Below are 18650 nucleotides of genomic sequence, written 5' to 3' on the forward strand. Positions count from 1 at the left end.
GAGACCCTACGTTCAAGGAGATACACATGAAGCGCACCGCACTTGCTGGCTTGTTCATTTCCGCTGCGATGTTGGCCTCTCCGGTGTTTGCAAATAGCCAGGATGACCTGTGCAAAATCAACCTGCAAAAGATCAGCGACGCCAAAGTCAGCACCGAGCAAATGAGCGAAGGTCTAAAGACCGACATCGACGCCACCGTCGGACAAGCCAAGGCTGAGCACGCCAAAGGCACCAAAGAAGGCACCGAAAATTGCATCTCGTTGACCAATCAGGCCATCCAGAAGCTGCAGAACAACGCCAAAGGCGACCAGTAGCATTACCGCAGGCCAACCTTCGGGTTGGCCTCGGACATGGATTGGCGTACACTGCACATGCCTGCCGCTCCAACAGACTCACGGAGCGACAGGTTCGGGGCCGTTTAGGATTCGACGCCGGTTGCGAAACTCTAGGTGCATGCCGAGTTGGTAACAGAACTCGTAAATCCACTGTTGCAACTTCTATAGTTGCCAATGACGAAAACTACGGCCAGGAATTCGCTATCGCTGCGTAAGCAGCCTTAGATCCTGAGCTTCTGGTACCTTCGGGTCCAGCAATCACGAGGGGATGTCCGTAAACCCAAAGTGATTGTCATATAGAACGGAATCGCCGTGCAGTACGTTGTGGACGAATCGGCTAAAACTTACACAACTCGCCCAAAGCACCCTGCCCGTCGGGTCGCTGAGGGTTAACTTAATAGACACGGCTACGCATGTAGTACCGACAGCGGAGTACTGGCGGACGGGGGTTCAAATCCCCCCGGCTCCACCAACTCAACATCTAAAGACGTCCACGGACGTCTTTTTTTGTGCCTAAAATCCAGTAAATACAATACTTTAGCGTCTATTGGGGTCCACGGACGTCCGACAGAATCCACATCACCTGGTATTCCACATGGTATTCCAAGCCCTTCAGTGGTAATTTTTGGAATACCGAATGATGCATGGAATACCTCATGTGCGCCCAAGCCACCCGCCTCTCTGATCGACAGCTCAAAGCTGTAAAACCGAAAGACAAGGACTACGTCCTCAGTGATGGGGATGGTCTACAGCTGCGAGTGAGAATCAATGGCTCTACGCTATGGAACTTCAACTATCGGCAGCCGGTTACCAAGAATCGTATCAACATGGGCCTCGGCACCTACCCAGAACTTTCGCTCGCGCAAGCCCGGAAGAAAACGGTCGAAGCCAGAGAGCTTCTTGCGCAGGGCATCGACCCGAAAGAACATCGTAGCGCGCTGGAGCAGACAAAAAGGCAGGCAACTGAGCACACATTCGAGAACGTGGCTTCCGCTTGGTTTGAACTGAAAAAAGATTCCGTCACTCAGGCTTATGCCGAGGACATCTGGCGTTCGCTCATACTGCATGTTTTTCCAACGCTAGGAACAACACCTATCTCGCAGATCAATGCCCCGACGGTCATCGAACTGCTGCGCCCTCTTGAAACCAAAGGCAGCCTGGAGACAGTGAAGCGACTGACCCAACGGCTCAACGAGATCATGACCTACGGCGTGAACTCGGGAATGATCTTTGCCAACCCTCTCAGCGGCATCCGGGCTGTTTTCAAAAAGCCGAAAAAGCAAAACATGGCTGCCCTCCGCCCCGAAGAGCTGCCAGAGCTAATGGTCGCCATCGCCAATGCGAGCATAAAAAGAACAACACGTTGCCTGATCGAATGGCAGCTCCATACCATGACCCGTCCCGCGGAAGCCGCCACGACCTCCTGGGCTGACATCGATCTAGACAAGAAAACCTGGACGATCCCAGCGGAGCGGATGAAGAAGCGACGTGCTCACGTCATACCACTCACCGAACACGCACTGGCTCTACTTGAGACGATCAAACCCTACAGCGGCCACAGAGAGTATGTGTTCCCTGCCGATAGAGACCCGCGGACTCACTGCAACAGCCAGACAGCAAACATGGCCCTGAAACGTATGGGCTTTGAAGGTCGATTGGTAAGCCACGGCATGCGCTCGATGGCTAGCACCATTTTGAATGAACAGGGATGGGATGCCGAGCTAATTGAAGTAGCACTCGCACACGTAGATAAGGATGAGGTACGCAGTGCCTATAACCGTGCGGACTACATTGAGCGCAGAAGGCCAATGATGAACTGGTGGAGTGAGCATATTCAGCGAGCGGGTATGGGTAGCCTGTCTGTGTCAGCCATCCAAAAAGGTACACGGTTAAAAGTGGTTTCAACGCGATAGCTGGCGCCTCAGCACCAAAACTGTGACCCAAGGGATTCATCATGGCGCCGATTCAAAAACATTCTGCAACCTCCAGCTCAATCCACCAATATCATAGGTTTAGTCGCCGTGCGCCTTTTCTGCGGCACACCGGCTTCGATCTTTTCCATTGGCTCGCAGAAGAGCAAATCGGGGAAAAGATATGATTTTGGACCAAGAAGGACTAAATCAGGCAATCGATGCGTACGAGACAACGACTCGCAAAGCACTGGATGCCGCACGCAAACTCTTAGTGCCTTTTCCAACCTGTATTCGGTTCCTTACCGGTACGCTGAATGCCTCCACAATCGAAGAGCTCATCGCGAAGGCTCCGAAGCTCGCACGAGGTGAAGGCAAGCAAAAAAAGCGGGGCTTCCTCTACATCTATCAGTTGCAAGACGAATGCGAGATCGAATCCCTCGTGGTGACATCCGCGCTGCTGGAAGCAAAGAAAAATGATGCCAATGTAGGGAAGCTGCCGGCCGTGAACTCAAAGCACTCTGGTCGAGTGCTTTATGTTGGCCGCTCCTGGAACATTCAGTCGCGCACCCGGGAACACCTAAAAGCAGATTGCTCCCAGCAGACATACGCCTTACGCTTCGCAGCATGGGCTGAGGAGTTCGACTTGAACGTTGAACTGCTTATTTGGGAGTTTTCCGGAATCTCAGATCTTACGCTTCAGGTAGTCGAGGATGGCCTATGGGATCGTCTGCAGCCTCTCTTCGGACGACGCGGAGCCAAGTAGGTACCCCGGCCCAGTCAACGTTTAGCCATCCGAAAAAGCTACTGCATTGACGGAGCTATTTTCATCAGTCGAGATGGAATGGTCCACTCAGCCAGCCCCGAAATGCATTGGACTACGTGACGCTTACAAGCTTGTGCCGTTGAGAGTGAAACGAAACGTGAATGTGCTGGAGGGTTACGGTACTGCTCAACTGCAGACTGCTCAATAAACTTGGCGATAGCGCCGCTTTTGAATGCAGCTTGACCCGCGAGATTTAGATGAGAAGTTAGCTTGGAGGCAAAATACAGTTTGAGCTCTAAGTCCTCTCCGGACGTTGAACGACTCTTCTCCAGGAGAATATGCAACGGACCTAGTTCCAGACCTGTTTTTTCTCCATCCAGCACAGGCCGCAAGCGCTCAATCATTTGAGTCCACAGCATATGCGCTTTTTTTCGCTTAGCAGCAGTCGCCTTGGATTGTGTCGGGTCTTCGGTTGATAGAGATTTACCCAAGCGACTCCACAGCTCGTCCAACTCCGCCGCCACTGATTTAGAGTTCCTTAACGGTTCGATCAGTAGATCGTTAAGCTCATGCTCAAGTATGCGGAAAAAGCCCAACGCAATCATGCCCGCATCCCCGTAAAACACTTCGGCTTTCTCGGCGCTCTCCAGCGCCGCCTCCGCCCAAATGTAGGACAACTTCCCCATCGAACTCAATACATCAATTCTCTTGCTTCGTTGAACCTGATCAGCCAGCGATGCATTATAGTCAAAGCCTGATCTAAGCAAAGCCTCAGCTATTTCGTTCTCAACTGAAAGTTTACGCGATGCTGATTGCACATAGGCGGCTTGCACCAACCCTATAAACGCTTTCGGCACTCGTTGATCGCCTAGGTCTTTTACTAGGCGAACTACGTTATCAACGAAGATATCAATAGCGCCTAGCCTCAATTGAGTTTCAAGTGCCTGTACGTAGTCGACCGAGTTTTTCTCGTGAGGCCCGTTGAGCAGACGCTTCACTATGGGGATAAATGCTTGTCCTGCCGAGGCCTCCATGACAGCTTCAGCTAATAATGGGTCAAAAGCTTGCAACGCAATTATGGAGCGATAGTTCGTATCCAAACGCTCAGCGGCATTCTGAAATTCATTGGATTTGAACTCTTCTGAAACTCCATAAGCACTCAACCATTCGGCAAGCCTCAATGCCAATGAACAGGAGTGTCGGTTGAACTCTAAAAAAAATGGGTCATTTTCCAGGGCTATTGAACGCTCCGTGCAAGAAGAGTCCTCAGCAGCCTTACTAAGGTCAGTGAATGCTTGCAATGGATCCTGTGCATTCAAGACGAGCAATTGCCCCAAATAAAGCATAAACATAGGTGATAGCTTTGAAGGCCCGAGCGAATTAAGGACTATTATTAGTTCGGCCACATCCCCCAGATAAGCCAAGCACTCTAGTTGTAGGGCTTTGGCCCCTGCAAAATCAATATGATCTTTGGTGACACGGGACGCGTAAGAAACACAACCTTTTAGGTCATTAGAATGAAAGCGTGCCATTGCCTCTAAAAACTCTAGCTCTCCGTCGTCATGACAATCGTCCTTAAGGCGTCCAATTATTTTGAATACTACTTGCCACTCCTTACGTTCAGTCGCCGAAAACAAACGCGATCTAAGTTCCGATTGAGAACACGAGGGCAGATCCGCATCCAAATCCACAGGAATTTCTTTCTTGCGAGCTTCTAAAACCTCAACTGCACGAGCAGCTCCATTAAAATAGTGGGTAAGAAGTTTAAACTTGCAAAAAACATCAAACATTTCACCTTCTAATTTCCCATCACTATTTTCGAGGAGTCGCGCATACTTACCCCTGAGAGCATACATCTCATCAAGCACGCCGAGCCTCTTTGAGGCAGACTCGGTCAGACTAGAATTTCGCCTGAAAATGAGATGCTTTATGTTATCAGCATCCATCAGATTAGTGACCCATCCCGTAAACCCAAGATAGTTTGGAATCATCATATCCGCCGGACCACCACTCACAGCAAACTCTTTCAGCGCCTGCTCGACTGCAGTAGTTTTTTGTTCCTGCGCCTTCTTTGAGGGAAGCCTTTTAAGCATACTTTGTAGATGTGGCGACTTAGTTAGCGAATATGGCAAGCTTTCTTTTTTCTGGAAAAAAAACTTTGAACCTCGATACTTCTTCATCTAATCATGATCTCGTGTACAAGTTAGATAATTTTCTACGCAAAATAAATATCTGTAGTTATTGGGTAGTTAGGCTGACTCAAACGCTTCTTCCCAACGGCGAAAAACAAGGCGCACTTGCCTGCAATTTCGCCAACACCTCCTCGTACTCCAAATCCCCCTCAGCCTCACGAGCAGGAATCACTTCTCCATGTAACTGAGCGCGTAGGTCGTCCCAACGCTCCAACAGGACCTGCCAGTTATGCTCGTCGTAAGTCCCTCGAAAAATCACCGGATGCACATCGATACGCGGTAGCTGTGCTGCCGGACTGCCCCGTTCCAGCGCTTCATTCAGCCGGCGACTCCAATGACTGCCCACGCGATCAACTCGGCCTATCTGTTGTTCGACCACCCCGGGGTTCCACTCCGGGTGCATGAGGATGACGGTCTTGCATGCCTGATGCAGGTTGAGGCCTTCGCGGCCGACGGTGGATTGGGCCACGAGAACACGGGGAAAGCTGTTCGGGCGGTTGAAGGCCAGTTGCAACAAGCGGCGGGTAGATTGTTCAGTGCCGCCGTACATCAAGCGAGCGAAACCACCCTCCTGGTGGGAAAACTCGGGCTGCAGACGGGCGAGTAGCAGCTCCCATTGCAACGCAATTTCGCCGATATCCGGTGTGTGGGGATTGTCGTCCGTGTGCTGGTCGCCGGCAGCGCTCAGCAGTTGGCAAAAGGCGGTGCACGCTTGCTCAGGCGTCAGATGTTCGACGTCCCCGCCAGTGAAGTCGAGGATTGCCCGGGTAAACAGCGCCACGGGATGTTTCTCGGCGGTGCCCACCAGCTCCTTGTTGAGCTCGGCCTCCTGAAGGTGTTTGAACATCGCGCGGGGTACCAGCTCATGTTCGGGCAGTCCCGCATCCAGCCAGCCGAGCAGACGCCGGCGTAGCTGCTCCCGACGTGTGCTGTGGGTGCTGTATTGATTGGCCAGCAGCTCAGGGATGGAGTTGAGTTTCAGCCGGCAATTCAGCTGACGGTGCGCAATCTCCACTGCTGCCCATTCCGAATGGTCATCGGGCTCGTCGGCACGAGCCTGGATTACGCTTTGCGGCCAGTAACGGCCGGCCTCAAGGCTACGAAGCATTTCACGTGCGTTCAGCAGCCGGACCAAGGCTCGCATGGGTGCGGTGAAACGGCCGAACACCAGCACCTTTTCCTCTTGCTCGTGTGCGGCTTCAATGGCCGTGATGGTGGCCAGAATTGCCGGGTGCTCAAACAAGTGGTGGGGATGCTGAAACGCCTGCGCAGCCGTCTTCAACCACCACTGCACGCGTTGCTGGCGCTTGTCATCGACCGCGCTGGACTGTCCGTAATCCGGCAGGGTAGAAGGCTCCGCTGGTTCATTAATTTGCGCCAGGAGGTCAGCGACTCCATGCCCATTGGCCAGGGTCAATCGCAAGCGTTTGGCTGTTGAGTTTTCGTCCAGTCGCGAGGCCACGGACAGCGCCTCGGTTGCGCACACGGCCTGTCGCCAAGGTAACTTCAGCGTGCGTACATCCACACTGACGGGCTTTTGGGTGTTGCGATAGCTTTCCCCCTGAGTTTCTTGGGCGAAGCGTGAAACGTCGGCGTCTTCACGTTTATCCCGGCGCAGCAGATAAGGGCTCAACGTCGATTGAAAGGCACTGGCAGCTGCCTGATATTGTTGACGGGCCGTGTCGCTGGAACGCCAATGAACGCGTAGATGACGGATGGCCTGCGCAAAGTCGTTGATCACAGGCTGAAGTTGATCGCGCACTTTTTCGTCGAGACCAAGCCGTTCGAAGGTTTGCCGCCATTGCTCGACATCCAGCTCCACAGGAGTCGCTGTCATGCACAAGCGACGGCTGTGCTGAGTTCCCTGCACCAGGTTATCGAGCAACCGGCTCAGGCCGCTGTCGGTGCCGCGACTTTTGTGGGCTTCGTCGATCACCAGCAGGTCGAAGGAGCCCAGGCCAAACCCGACCACCTGTTCAAGCCAACTCCGATGAGGAGTACCGCGGCGGTAATTGGTGTGAGTATCGGGGTTTGGCCAGGCATGCCCGGTCGTGACGTCAGTCAACCAGGTGTAAGCGGGGTGCGCGGCGTCTTCGCTGATACGCGCCACAATGCTGACAGCGGCTCGCTTGACCCTTTCATCATAAGAGCCTGACAGGTGGTAGCCATTTGGATACTTGAAACCTGCCTCCTTGCGCCAGCGTGCGAAGACTTCCGGCACCAACTCTCTGCGCCAGCGCGTTGCATTCTCGCCCATACGCCAGTTGGCAAAGGTATGGGACAGCACCAGGATTGGCTCCTGAAACCATGGCTTTTTATCAAGGACCTCTTCGGCACTTCTGGCTTCAAAGTAGCCGTGCAGACCACGCAACATAGCGGGAGTTGTAACGCCTCCCAGTTTCAACTCGGCCTGCCACTGATAGCCCAGCCCTGGCGGGGCGATGACGACGGCTCGACCGCCAGCGTCCTTGACTGCGCGAATCAACTCGACAGCGATACGGGTCTTGCCCATTCCCACTTCGTCGGCCAGCACTACCCCGTGTTCGCCAATACGATCGGCCAACGCATGCAGGCTGGCTCGCTGGCCTGGATTCAGGTGCGCAGCCGCCTCACCTGCGTCATCTGCGAGTTGTTGCTGTTGCATCGCCCGTTCGCGCAGTGAAGCCGCAACGGTTGCCCAACTGAAGGCTATCCGCTTCATGGCAGGACTCCCAGGGGATGTGAGGTGTCGAGTTTCCAGTGGGCCTCGATAATGCTCAGTGCGGTTTCGTAGCGCTGCCCTTGCGGATGGTCCGCTGTTTCGGCAAAACAAGGCCTGAACGCAGGTTGGCGCAAGGCATGGATGGGGTTGATTTCGAGTGTCAGAAACTGCTGCAACAACCCGCAACCGGCGGCCTGAATGAGTGATTGCTCCAGTCGGGCACACCACACCGGCCAATCCCGAGGCTCCAGCGCAGTTTGTTTCGCGGCGATACCTTCGATCAGTTCCATCATTTGCCGGATCGGGTAACGCGCCGCTTCTTTTCCTGGCGCAATGGTTCCCTGTTTGTCGGCAGAACGCTTGCTATCGTCGAATGCGTTGGGCAGTTCTTCTTCACCGGGCGAGTGTGGAAAACTGTCGAGTTGCATCCACGCATCCTCCAGGCTGATTTCTGGCAGCTCGGTGGCCGCCAATCGGCCAAACCCATCCAGCACCGGCACCGTCATGACATGCGTTGCACCCGCCTCTTGCCAACTGACAACCACCTGCCGCGGTCGTGGTCCGCACCAGGCGAAGCCTTGACCCTCAACATATGCACAAGGCTGTTGCGACGTATCCAGCACTGAGTAATTGCCGCGCGAGCGATCATCGGCGCTCAACCAGCCTTGCTCTGGTGCATCCGAGTCGCGCCACATCAAGTAAGCCACGGGCGCTGCGCTGAACACCTCGCTCCCCACCTCAAGATCCTTGCCTTGCTGCAGCGTCTCAGGGACGCATTCCTGCTCCCACTGAATCGGCAGGTAATAGCCAATCGATTCGGGATCAGCGCCCCCCGATTTTGCCGGGTACCAGTTCAACGGCGTCAGAGCGAATACCACCCCGGCCTCAAGGTTGCCCGTCGATCGCCCCATCTTCAGGGTGAAGCCCTGCCGAGTAAGATTGCCCGAGCCAAGGTATAGCCATGGGCTGGCTGTTTTTTCCGAATGCCCAGTCTCGCTGGCGCTGAAAATGAACTTGGCATGCAAGGTGCGTTTTTGCACGTCAGGAAAGTAGGCCGGCTGAGCCGCAGGTCGTACGCTGACGCTGGCAGCCGTCAAGTTCGCGGCTGCCGCTGCAATGCCCTGGCAGCTCGCCTCGTTGACAAACAGATCTACAGTGCTGGTCGCCGTCAGCAGACGCGGCTCTCCCGCTTCACCGCGCAAGCACCTGATGATGCTCAACGGGACCGATGCATGCTCACCGGGCATTGAAGATTCATAAAAACCCGAGCCCATGGCCAAGTAGTTACGCGCAGTTTCTCGACCCGAGGCATAAACGACTTTGGCTGGCAGCTGGGCGAGCAGCGACGCTTTTCGGTTATCGAAGAAACGCGCGTTCAATCCGCAAGCTTTCGGCTTGACCTGCTTGTGCAGGATCGCGTCAATATCCGCCACAGCCTTGGCTGTCAGCGGGTTGGCGAGCAGCGCACGGCAGTCGTAATGCTCCCGTAGCCACAGCAGTAGACTCCAGGCGCTGCAGATATCTGTCCGTACCTGCTGCGTTGCCTCGGTGGGTGCTGCCAGTTCGTCGCTGCACAGGTCCAGGCGCCAGATCAGGTCAAGGCTCTGCTCTAATGTCTGCCGGGTCCAGTTGCCGGTGGACACAAGCAAACGCAAGCACCAGGCGTCGCTCTTGTCAGTGCTGCGGTAACCCAGCACCGCGACCTTGGCGTGCATCAGGTTGAATGGCAATTCAGCTTTCGCCCAGGGTAAATGCAACAGGCCCGGCACTTCGACCGGGGTAATCTGGATCGCGCGCGGGTCCAGCATCAGTGCCAATAGCGTTTCCCCGGCATAGGCACGCTGATTGGCTTGCTGGTGGCTGAAACGCTCAATCGCATCGTTGAGAAACCTGTCGTCAGCCGAGAAGCCGCACAGCCAACCGAAGTGGCCAGTAAAACCGTCCGGCGTTTCGAAGTGTTGGGCCAGAGAGGCAGGAGCATGACTCATAGACTTACCTCTTCAATGGCTACTGCTGGAGCCGGGGTGAGCCAGGCGCTCAATTGGCCCTGGAGATCCAGGTCCAGTCGATGCAAGCGACCTACGCGATGGGAAATCCAGGCTGGCAGAGCGGCTTGGGAAGCCTCGACTTGGGCCTCGATAACGGCTTGGTCAGTATCGACCTCCAAAACCTGATGCTGGAACGCACCGCCAGGCAGAATGTCCTTGCCTTGCAGACGCAGAACCCGACCGTCGCGGCTCACCAGACTGGCCAACAGGCTCGAACTATCAGGATCCATACACTCATGGCAGAAGGTCGAGGCGACAGGATCGATTCGCTGCCGCTGAGGGTTATCCAAAAACAATCGGGCCATTTCGCGCAAATGGGTGATGTGCGTCGAGATGCGTTCGGGCAGGACACGCCCTAACTCGAACCGCTGCGTGCTCAACACCGCCATGTGCTGCTCCACCGCGTTCAGCACGTCGTAGGCGGCATCCTGCACTTGAAAAAACAGAGCGCCATAATGCAAGTCGTTCCAGTGTTCGGGATCGATTTCATCGGGTCGCTCGGCCCAATCGAACACGGCTTCCGGTTTGGCGTGACGAGCCCGTACCCAGCCACGTATGGCTGCACGTCGCAAGCCACCGCTGGCTGGCGAGAGTTCCGCATCGATGCGGCGAGACAACAGCGCACGGGCCTGTGCGGGTAATACTTGCAGAGGCGAGAGCAGCCCGGAAACGGGGTCTTTCAACCTATCTACAGAATCGCCTCGTTGTGCCCACTGCGCCAACTCCTCTAACAGCGCTCCGTCATCCCCACAGCAAGCGTTAACGAATTCATGACCAAAGGCCGTACAGGCAAAGGCATTAAATCGCTCACCCTGCGCGCGCACCAGCCCCAGGGCCAACAATGCCTGGCCGGTCCCCATTCGCATCGGTTGGCTGACATAGAACCCTGGCTTGCACAGGGTCTTGAAGTTGAAATTCGCCTTGCCGCGCAGTTTTTCCGAACCCCGCACCCGGGCATCACCCTGGCCATTGTTCTGTTTGAGCGCGTAGTAGCAGCCCAACGCTTCAATGGCGTTGGCCGCGTCAATGTTCGAGACATTCGATTTTCGCTCGCGCAACTTCTGCGCGAGCGCGATACCCAGCATCGCCAAAAACAGCTGTTTGGCGTACCACACGCTGCCCATGCCAGGGACAGCGCGCTCGTTGTACTCACGCACTGCGGCGCCAATATCAAGCGTGCGGGTGCGTCTCTCGCCATCCAGTTGCTCAGGACCAGAGAGTCCCCAGGTCATGCTCATAAAAGGCTTCCTTTGCGTTTGCAGCGAGTCAGCATGTGAGCTGGCGCATGGCCGTCGACGGTAGCAAAATGCCATAATCTCGTCCACGTCGGCTTCGCAGGGAACTTCATGATCGACCTTGCAAGTCCCAACTAAAGCTTTTCTGCCCCATGCCGATATCGTGCAGTAGATCTCTCTCGCAGGCACTCACGCCTACACGCACAAGGAAGTTGCGAATGTCTGTGGCCATTCTGATTTATCCACGCCTCATCTCTCTTCTCGTACCCCGCTGCCCTGCCGCTGAACGACTGGCCACAACCCGGCTGACTTCGCGGTGAGTACTACACACCGCGGCTCATACGATCCAGATGTCGCGCGCGACACAATATGTCGTGGGCATGTTCGACATTTACTCGTCTTGTTTTACCTCTAAACCAGCGAGAGATATTCCCATGCATGAGTCCTTCTATCCGTCGCAGAAACGCTCGAAGCAGCCCACCTTGTTCCTGGCCATCGACATGTGGGGGATTGAAGGTGAGTACGCCGACGGAAACTGGCATGTCCTGCTACACAGGTTCGCTCTGGACTGGAGCAAGAAACATCCAGACCAGGCAACGGCGACGCTATGGTCAAGCGTTCAACCCTGCAGCCTTTTTGCCAATGGATCGTCTTGCTACGTCTCCGGCAGCTCCAGGTTGCCCGATGCGTTTTATCAGCAACTGGAGAGCTTTCTACGCTCAGAGTTCGGTAACTGCGCCCGTATTGGTGGAGAAATCCAGGTCAATCCGGATGAGTGGCGGGTGTACCTGCACTTTGAGAACGGCGCAGTCTGGGAGAAATACAACGGCTATGAATGGAGGGAGCTCAAGTTGTGAACGACTGGAGCCCCTCACCCACAACGATGCCCATAAACTTTTTTTGATATACGCAAGGATTCGTACTGATCATGTTGAAAACCCAAAGTACCTACCTCAACTATCTGAAATCCATCCTGCCGCTCATTGTAGAAACCTCGATCCAGCCCGATGAAGTGACGCAGCTGCAGAACGATATCGAACATACCGAACTGCTCGTCCCCGTCATTGGTGCGTTCAGCGCTGGCAAGAGCAGCTTGCTGAACGCTTTCCTTGGCGAAAACGTCCTGGGTATAGGCCTGACGCCCGAAACCGAGTTGGCCACTGAGTTGCGCTACAGCAATGACCCGCATCTCCTGGCCATTCGCCTGGATGGCAGCAGTGAGCGCCTGGACGTCAGCGCTCTTGCCGGTATCAAGACTCGCGCCAACGAATTCACCCACCTTCAGTTGTACCTGGATAACCCGCGACTCAAAGCCTCGCCCTCACTGGTGCTGGTTGACATGCCCGGGTTCGGCTCCTCATTGGCCAACCACAACAAAGCAATCGCGTACTATCTGCCCCGCGGCGTGCACTTCATCGTGGTGACCAGCGTGGAAGACGGCAACATCACTCAGTCGATGTTGCGTCAACTGGATGACCTGCAGACTTACGGGCGTGATTTCACCTTCCTGCTGAACAAGGTCAACCTGCGCTCGGACGAGCAAGTGCAAGAAGTCGCGGAACTGATCGACGAGCAGATCCGGATCAACTTTGTCGACACGCGCCCCCTGGTCAAGGTAGGACTCGACGGAGATGTCCAACTGGTCGAAGTGCTTGCGCGCCTGCAACCCGAACAAATCGTTCGCCAGGTGTTTGAAGATCGATTGAAAGATCTGACCCATTCACTGCTTAACCACATCAACCTTGCGCTGACCTCGCTGAAAAAGAACCAGGCCGAAAATCAACATGCCCTGAGCGAGCTGGCCAATGGTATTCGGCAGATCGAGCGCAAGCGCGACGGCATTCTTGAAGACCTGCGCGACAAGCAGCTGGACCGCGCCGTCGACACCTGCCTCAACGCGGTCGGCCGTGAACTTGATAACGCGCAGTCGGAACTGGTCAGCGCCGGTCTGGCGGGTAATCAGGAAGCTTTTTCGCGGATCGTATCCGAAGTAGTCCGAAGCTCGATGACCCGCACCATTAAGGAGCAGATGGACATTCTCAGTCGCTCCGTCGTCACCGACTTTGCGCAAGCCGTGGGTGACCTGGGCAAGAGCATGGGCCAGTTCAGCAATGATCCCAACTGGCTGGAGCAGATCACCGACAGGATCAACCGCACCCTGCAAAAAACCGGAGAGGCCCTGGGCAACTGGAGCAAATCGTTGGCCGCACGCAATACAAACGAACTGGAAAGACTGAAACAAGAAAGTGGCTGGAAGGACGGAAACCCGCTACCCAAAGTGAGCTATCAAGGTCTCGCCACCGTGCTGGCAGTCACTACGTCCGTAGTCAATCCACTGATCGAACTGGCCATCATCTTTCTTCCGCAGATTCTGTCCTTCCTTAATGAGGGGCGTCAGCGTGACCAACTCCGCCAGAAAGTGACCAATGAAATCATTCCTTCGGTTAAACGCGAGTTGCGGGATCGACTGCCGCTCCTGCTCGCCGAACAGATGGAAGTGCTGGTGACTCAAGTCAGCGTGGAGTTCGAGCGCGAAATCGGTGAAAAACAGAAGCTCATTGATGAACTGGTCGCCAGCCGCAATCACGATGCCGAGGCGGCCGAGCATCAGATCGCGCTACTGACCCGCGCCAGAGAGCAACTGCAACAACTCGCCAAACAAGCCCTCTACGAGTCGCAGCAATGAACGCACAACACGTCCTGGATCTGAACCAACGCCTCCATCAATGGATGGAAAAGTACAACCCTGAGCTGGAAAAAGACATCGCTCAATGGCTGCGCAAGCACGCCATAGACAGCACCGAAGACCTGGACAAAGCCTTCAGCCAATTAGTCGAAGAGAATCGTTTGCTGCAGATCGGCGTCGTGGGTCGAGTCAAAGCCGGCAAGTCTTCATTGCTCAACGCTCTGATCTTCGACGGTCATGCGATTCTGCCAAGGGCTGCCACCCCGATGACCGCTGCGCTGACCACCCTGACCCATGGCGACACCTTCGGGGCCGAGGTTCAGTTCTACAGCGCGGCTGATCGGGAAAATATCGAGCAAAACGCCCTGCGTTACGAGCAACGACTTCGCGAAGAAAAGTCTCGCGCCTACGAAACGCTGAGCCAGCGCCGTCAGCGCAGTGGCCGACACGTAGAAGACGAGCAGTTCCATGCTGACGTCGAGAAAACTGCCCGGCGAGCCCTGCAAGGGGAACATGCGCTGGCGGCTGCCCATGACCAGTGGCAGAGCATTCGCAGCTCCGATGTCGATTTCAGATCCCTCGACAGCCTGGGCCGCCTGCAGGCAACTGATGCTCAGTCATTGGCCGACAAGCTGCTGGACTATGTCGGCGTCGGCGGCAACTACATGCCGTTGACCAAAAGTGTCGATATCTTCCTGCCGCTGGACTCGTTGCGTAACGTGCGCATCATTGACACCCCGGGCCTGAATGACCCTGTGCAGTCCCGCGAAGAACGTACGACAGCCTTGCTCAAGAATTGCGATGTGGTCTTTATCGTCAGCCCTGCCGGCCAGTTTCTCAGTGAGCAGGACATCGAGATGATGAGCCGGATCACCCAGAAAGAGGGTGTCCAGGAACTGGTGTTGATCGCCAGTCAGGTCGATAACCAGCTGTATGGCAGCGACACGCGCCAACCCACGCTTCAGGGATCGCTGGACAAGATCACCCAGACGCTCAGCGTGCACATGGTCGATACCCTGCAACGTTTGAAGGTCCAGCATCCGGAGATCGGTGCGACTTTCGACAACTTAATTGATAAAGGTGCCGGCAAGGTCCTGCATACCTCAGGCATGTGCCACAGCCTTTCGGTACGTTTTGACCAACAGAACGAATGGGACAGCGGCGAGCAAAAGGCGTGGGAAAACCTTCAAGCGAATTACCCTGACTTCTTTACGCCGGAGCATGCTGAACGTTGCCGAGGCAATCTCGACCTGCTGGCCAACACCGAAGCGCTGCGGGCGGTGCTGGACAGTGTCCGCGCGCAGAAGGACCGCATTATCGAAGAGCGACGCGAGGAGCTCATTCGCGCCAAGTCCTCGGCACTGGAAGCTTTCCGGGCCGACTTGCTGAACTTTACTCAGGCCAAATATCAGGAAGTCCGCAATGCCGATATTGAGGACCTGAAGGCTCAGCGGCGCAAGCTGGACAGTCTGATGGTAGTGGGCACCTACGAGCTTGATGGCGTCTTGAACAAATGCGTCGAAGAGTTTCGCGAACAATTGGAAGTGGTCCTGTCCAAAAAGCTGGAGAAAGCCTATGGCTCCACGCAGACGGCAGTAGATGCGTCGGTGCATGAAAAAACAGAGAAAAAGGAGGAGGTGCGCGATAGTCTCGCCGCAAAAGCAGCGAACTGGTTGTGGGGTGGTGGTCTTGAAACCCGTTATTACACTGAATTCAAACTGTTCTGGGGCAAGGTATATACAGCACTTGAGGATTTCGCCGAAGGCCTGGGAGATACCCTTAAAGCCTCCAGTAAATCACTGACCGACGAGTTCCGCGAGAAACTCATCAGGGAGTCGACCACGGCAGCCAGACGTCATCTTGGCGACGAAATGGATCCGGCACTTATCATCCACACCAGCCAAGGTCTGGTGTCAGGTTTCGTGATTCCGGCGTTTGAGCTAAACAACCATGAGTTACGCAAGCTCAAACGCACCGGTACTCATCTGCTGGGCGACGAGGCACGTGAATTCCTCGACGAGGCCAAGCATCTTCTGGACAAACTCAAGGGACAGGCCAAACAACAGATCCGTCACTTGAAGAGTGACGTTACTGAAAAGCTTCCATCCTCCTACGGCAATGCATTTTTCAAGGATATGCAGGCGCGGATGGAACAGCTGGAAGAACAGGTCGAAAATGCTCTTCTGACCCTGGACCGCCTGCAACGCATGGCCAAGGAACTGGAGGCGGCATGAAGACTGAACTGTTTCCTCCGGCACTGATGACTCAACTGGATAAACTCGGCCAATTGTTCATCCGGCGTCGCAAGCTGCTTCGTGACGGCGTGTTCGAAACGCTCCAGGCTGCGGATGATCAGCACGACTCATTGACCCGCGAATATCAGGGAACAGTGGCGCGTCTAGAGACTCTGACTGCCGACCACGGGGAACTGATCGAGCGCCAGGCCAGCACCGCCGCCGAGCTGACTGACACCCGGCAAGCCTTGCACGGGGTGCAGCAGTCGCTGGAGCAGGCCAATACTCAGCATCTGAACGCCCAGCAAACGGCGCGGCTGCGCTTCGACACCTTGTCAATGCGGCATGCACAACTGGTGCAGGAACGTAACAGCATTGAGGAGGCTCGCCAGGTCCTCGAACACAACCTCGAGCAAGCACGTCTAGAGCTGCAAGCCGGGGCCGACGCGCTCAAGGCGGCGGATCAGCGACACGAGGCACTGACCCAAGAGCACCAGAACACCCTGGAACGCCTTGAAACACTGACAGCCGAACACGGGCAACTGACCGAACGACAAGCCAGCACCGCTGCAGAGATGACCAACACCCGGCAGGCACTCGAAGGTGTGCAGCAGTCGCTGGAAGAGGCCATTGACCAGCATCAGCGCGATCAGGAACAGGCGCGCGAGCGCTTCGACAGCCTGTCGATGCAACATGCCCGACTCGAACAGGAACGCCACACCGTAGAGTCGCAACGCCAGGCTCTTGAGCAGACGCTGGAACAGATGCGCCTGGAGCTGCAAGCAAGCCTCAAGGCGCACGAAACACTGCAACAGCTCCATGAAGAGGAACAACAACAGCACTCTCAGTTGGCGGACGAATTTCAGGCGTTGAATCAACGCCATGGGGACACCTGGACGCGCTTCCAGCTCATCTCCCGGCTGCTCGCCGCTCGCCCTCGGGAAAGTGCTGGCCTGGCCCGTTTCAGAGAGTTGCTGGCGAACGATTACATGGTGTTCGCAGACAATGAATCGTCCCTGGCCGCCGAAGCCAAGGCCCTCACAATGTTGCAGTCGATCCAGCAGGAACTGGCCTTGCTCGTAGGCTTTCCAGACGTTCATGAGCGCACCATCGTCGGCATTGTCGGTGGTTTCAGCAGCGGCAAGTCCGAGTTCATCAACAGTTTCATCCGTGATCCAGACGTGCGCCTGGCAGTCGGCATGCAGCCAGTTACCGCAATCCCTAGCTACGTGCTGGCGACTGACAAGCGGATGATTCGCGGCTACTCCGCAAACGGCGGCCATATCAACCTGGATGTGGATTTCTACAAAAGCATTTCCCACGCCTTCATCAACTCTTTCAGCTTCGACTTGAAGAGCTTGATGCCATTCATGTGCGTGGGTGTTCAGATGAACCCTGAATACTTCCGCGACATCTGCTTCATCGATACCCCAGGCTATAACCCACCGGCGACGGCGGCAGAACACAGCCAGGGTGACAAACGCACCGCCATCCAGTTTGCGCAGCAGTCTGACGCGATCATCTGGCTGATCGGCCTCGATTCCAACGGCACGGTGCCTGACTCAGACCTGGACTTTATCCAACAGATCGGCGTCGAGCAGCGGTCGGTTTATATCGTTTTGACCAAGGCCGACCTCAAGTCCGAAGACGACATTGAGTACGTCATGGATGAGGTCCAGGACATCCTGCAATCGGAGGGAATTTCGGTTGTCGGGATCAGCGCGTACAGCTCCACCCTGCGCAACGAGGTGGCTTATCGCGACGTGCCGCTGCTGGAGTTTTTCTCCCAGATCAACCAGCAGGGTGATGCGCGACAGCACCTCGATGGGCGGCTGCGGGAGGTTTTCTCGATGTATGACGATGCCATCCAGGCGGATATCGCCACGATGCGCGCGCAAAAAACCGCCATTAACGGACTTCGGCTCGACAGCCTGGAAATTGGTGGCAAGGACGTCTACGAGCGAATGCTCGGCCCCATCGACAAGCTCGACAATAAGCTGGACATCGCGCCTCTGGAGCGCTGGCTCAAGGAATCACGACGGCTGTTCGAGGCCTTCAGCGATGCGGTTCGGCTGACCGCGGAAATACCTGAAACAGAGGTGTGAAGCCGGTTAGGCGAAAACCGCCCCAACGCCCCTACTAATCACACACATCGTCAAAACCAAAAAACCGTAGAGAGCAAACCATGTCAGACAGCGCATTTGAAAAGGATTACTCAGACGACTCGTTCTGGGACAAAGTAAAAAACTATGCGAAATCCGCCGGCGAGGCAGCACTGGAACCGGCGTTGAAGATGTACTACGCCGCAACCGACTCAGATACCCCGACCTGGGCAAAAACCACCATCTATGGTGCGCTCGGCTATTTTATCTCTCCGATCGACGTCATACCCGACATCACGCCAATCGTGGGCTATTCCGACGACATCGGTGTTTTGTGCGCAGCGTTGGCAGCGACCGCTACCCATATCAAAGCCGAACACGTGGCTAAGGCGAAGGAAACATTGAAGCAGTGGTTTTCCTGATTTGAGGGGAAGCCTTGCT

12 protein-coding genes and 1 other RNA gene are annotated in these 18650 nt (G+C 55.5%); 9 read left to right on the plus strand and 4 right to left on the minus strand.

Annotation, left to right across the window (positions count from 1 at the left end):
- The first annotated feature begins 26 nt into the window (after positions 1 to 26).
- From J3P88_RS26170 to J3P88_RS26185, 4 genes are all read left to right on the plus strand, one after another.
- Complete coding sequence (locus J3P88_RS26170; protein ID WP_250964010.1) at positions 27 to 314, plus strand: hypothetical protein; 288 nt, start codon at positions 27 to 29, stop codon at positions 312 to 314.
- A 96-nt stretch (positions 315 to 410) separates the two neighbouring features.
- Positions 411 to 807: a transfer-messenger RNA gene (gene ssrA, locus J3P88_RS26175) on the plus strand.
- Positions 808 to 991: 184 nt separating this feature from the next.
- On the plus strand, positions 992 to 2248 hold the full coding sequence (locus tag J3P88_RS26180; RefSeq protein ID WP_368982826.1) for an integrase domain-containing protein: 1257 nt from the start codon (positions 992 to 994) through the stop codon (positions 2246 to 2248).
- Positions 2249 to 2429: 181 nt separating this feature from the next.
- Entirely contained in the window at positions 2430 to 3011 is a 582-nt protein-coding gene (locus J3P88_RS26185) for a hypothetical protein (protein ID WP_368982813.1), read from the plus strand.
- A 38-nt stretch (positions 3012 to 3049) separates the two neighbouring features.
- Here the strand turns inward: J3P88_RS26185 and J3P88_RS26190 are convergent, their stop codons facing one another.
- The 4 genes from J3P88_RS26190 to J3P88_RS26205 all read right to left on the minus strand — a co-directional run bounded on the left by J3P88_RS26190 (position 3050) and on the right by J3P88_RS26205 (position 11190).
- Positions 3050 to 5191 carry a hypothetical protein gene (locus J3P88_RS26190; protein WP_434572432.1) on the minus strand — a complete coding sequence of 714 codons (2142 nt, stop codon included), beginning with the start codon at positions 5189 to 5191 and terminating at the stop codon, positions 3050 to 3052.
- Positions 5192 to 5270: 79 nt separating this feature from the next.
- On the minus strand, positions 5271 to 7904 hold the full coding sequence (locus tag J3P88_RS26195) for a helicase-related protein (RefSeq protein ID WP_434572434.1): 2634 nt from the start codon (positions 7902 to 7904) through the stop codon (positions 5271 to 5273).
- Positions 7901 to 9721, minus strand: a complete 1821-nt coding sequence (locus tag J3P88_RS26200; protein WP_434572436.1) for a hypothetical protein — start codon at positions 9719 to 9721, stop codon at positions 7901 to 7903. Before J3P88_RS26200 ends, J3P88_RS26195 begins: the two co-directional genes overlap by 4 nt.
- Before the next feature lie 167 nt (positions 9722 to 9888).
- Positions 9889 to 11190 carry a hypothetical protein gene (locus tag J3P88_RS26205; protein WP_434572438.1) on the minus strand — a complete coding sequence of 434 codons (1302 nt, stop codon included), beginning with the start codon at positions 11188 to 11190 and terminating at the stop codon, positions 9889 to 9891.
- A gap of 431 nt (positions 11191 to 11621) precedes the next feature.
- Between J3P88_RS26205 and J3P88_RS26210 the strand changes: the two genes are divergently transcribed.
- The 5 genes from J3P88_RS26210 (at position 11622) to J3P88_RS26230 (ending at position 18631) form a co-directional block, all read left to right on the plus strand.
- Positions 11622 to 12044 (plus strand): hypothetical protein, encoded by a 423-nt coding sequence (locus J3P88_RS26210; RefSeq protein WP_058410007.1) that lies wholly within the window; start codon positions 11622 to 11624, stop codon positions 12042 to 12044.
- Between the two features lie 71 nt (positions 12045 to 12115).
- Positions 12116 to 13873, plus strand: a complete 1758-nt coding sequence (locus J3P88_RS26215) for a dynamin family protein (RefSeq protein ID WP_434572440.1) — start codon at positions 12116 to 12118, stop codon at positions 13871 to 13873.
- A complete protein-coding gene (locus J3P88_RS26220) occupies positions 13870 to 16107 on the plus strand; it encodes a dynamin family protein (protein ID WP_434572442.1) in 2238 nt (745 codons plus the stop codon). The genes J3P88_RS26215 and J3P88_RS26220 overlap by 4 nt, the downstream gene beginning before the upstream one ends.
- Complete coding sequence (locus tag J3P88_RS26225; RefSeq protein WP_434572444.1) at positions 16104 to 18212, plus strand: dynamin family protein; 2109 nt, start codon at positions 16104 to 16106, stop codon at positions 18210 to 18212. The genes J3P88_RS26220 and J3P88_RS26225 overlap by 4 nt, the downstream gene beginning before the upstream one ends.
- Positions 18213 to 18292: 80 nt before the next feature.
- Positions 18293 to 18631, plus strand: coding sequence for a YkvA family protein (locus J3P88_RS26230; RefSeq protein ID WP_390958645.1), 339 nt, complete (start codon positions 18293 to 18295; stop codon positions 18629 to 18631).
- Positions 18632 to 18650 lie beyond the last annotated feature (19 nt).

Origin of the sequence: Pseudomonas sp. Z3-6 (assembly GCF_051131985.1) — a bacterium.
GTDB lineage: Bacteria > Pseudomonadota > Gammaproteobacteria > Pseudomonadales > Pseudomonadaceae > Aquipseudomonas > Aquipseudomonas zanjanensis.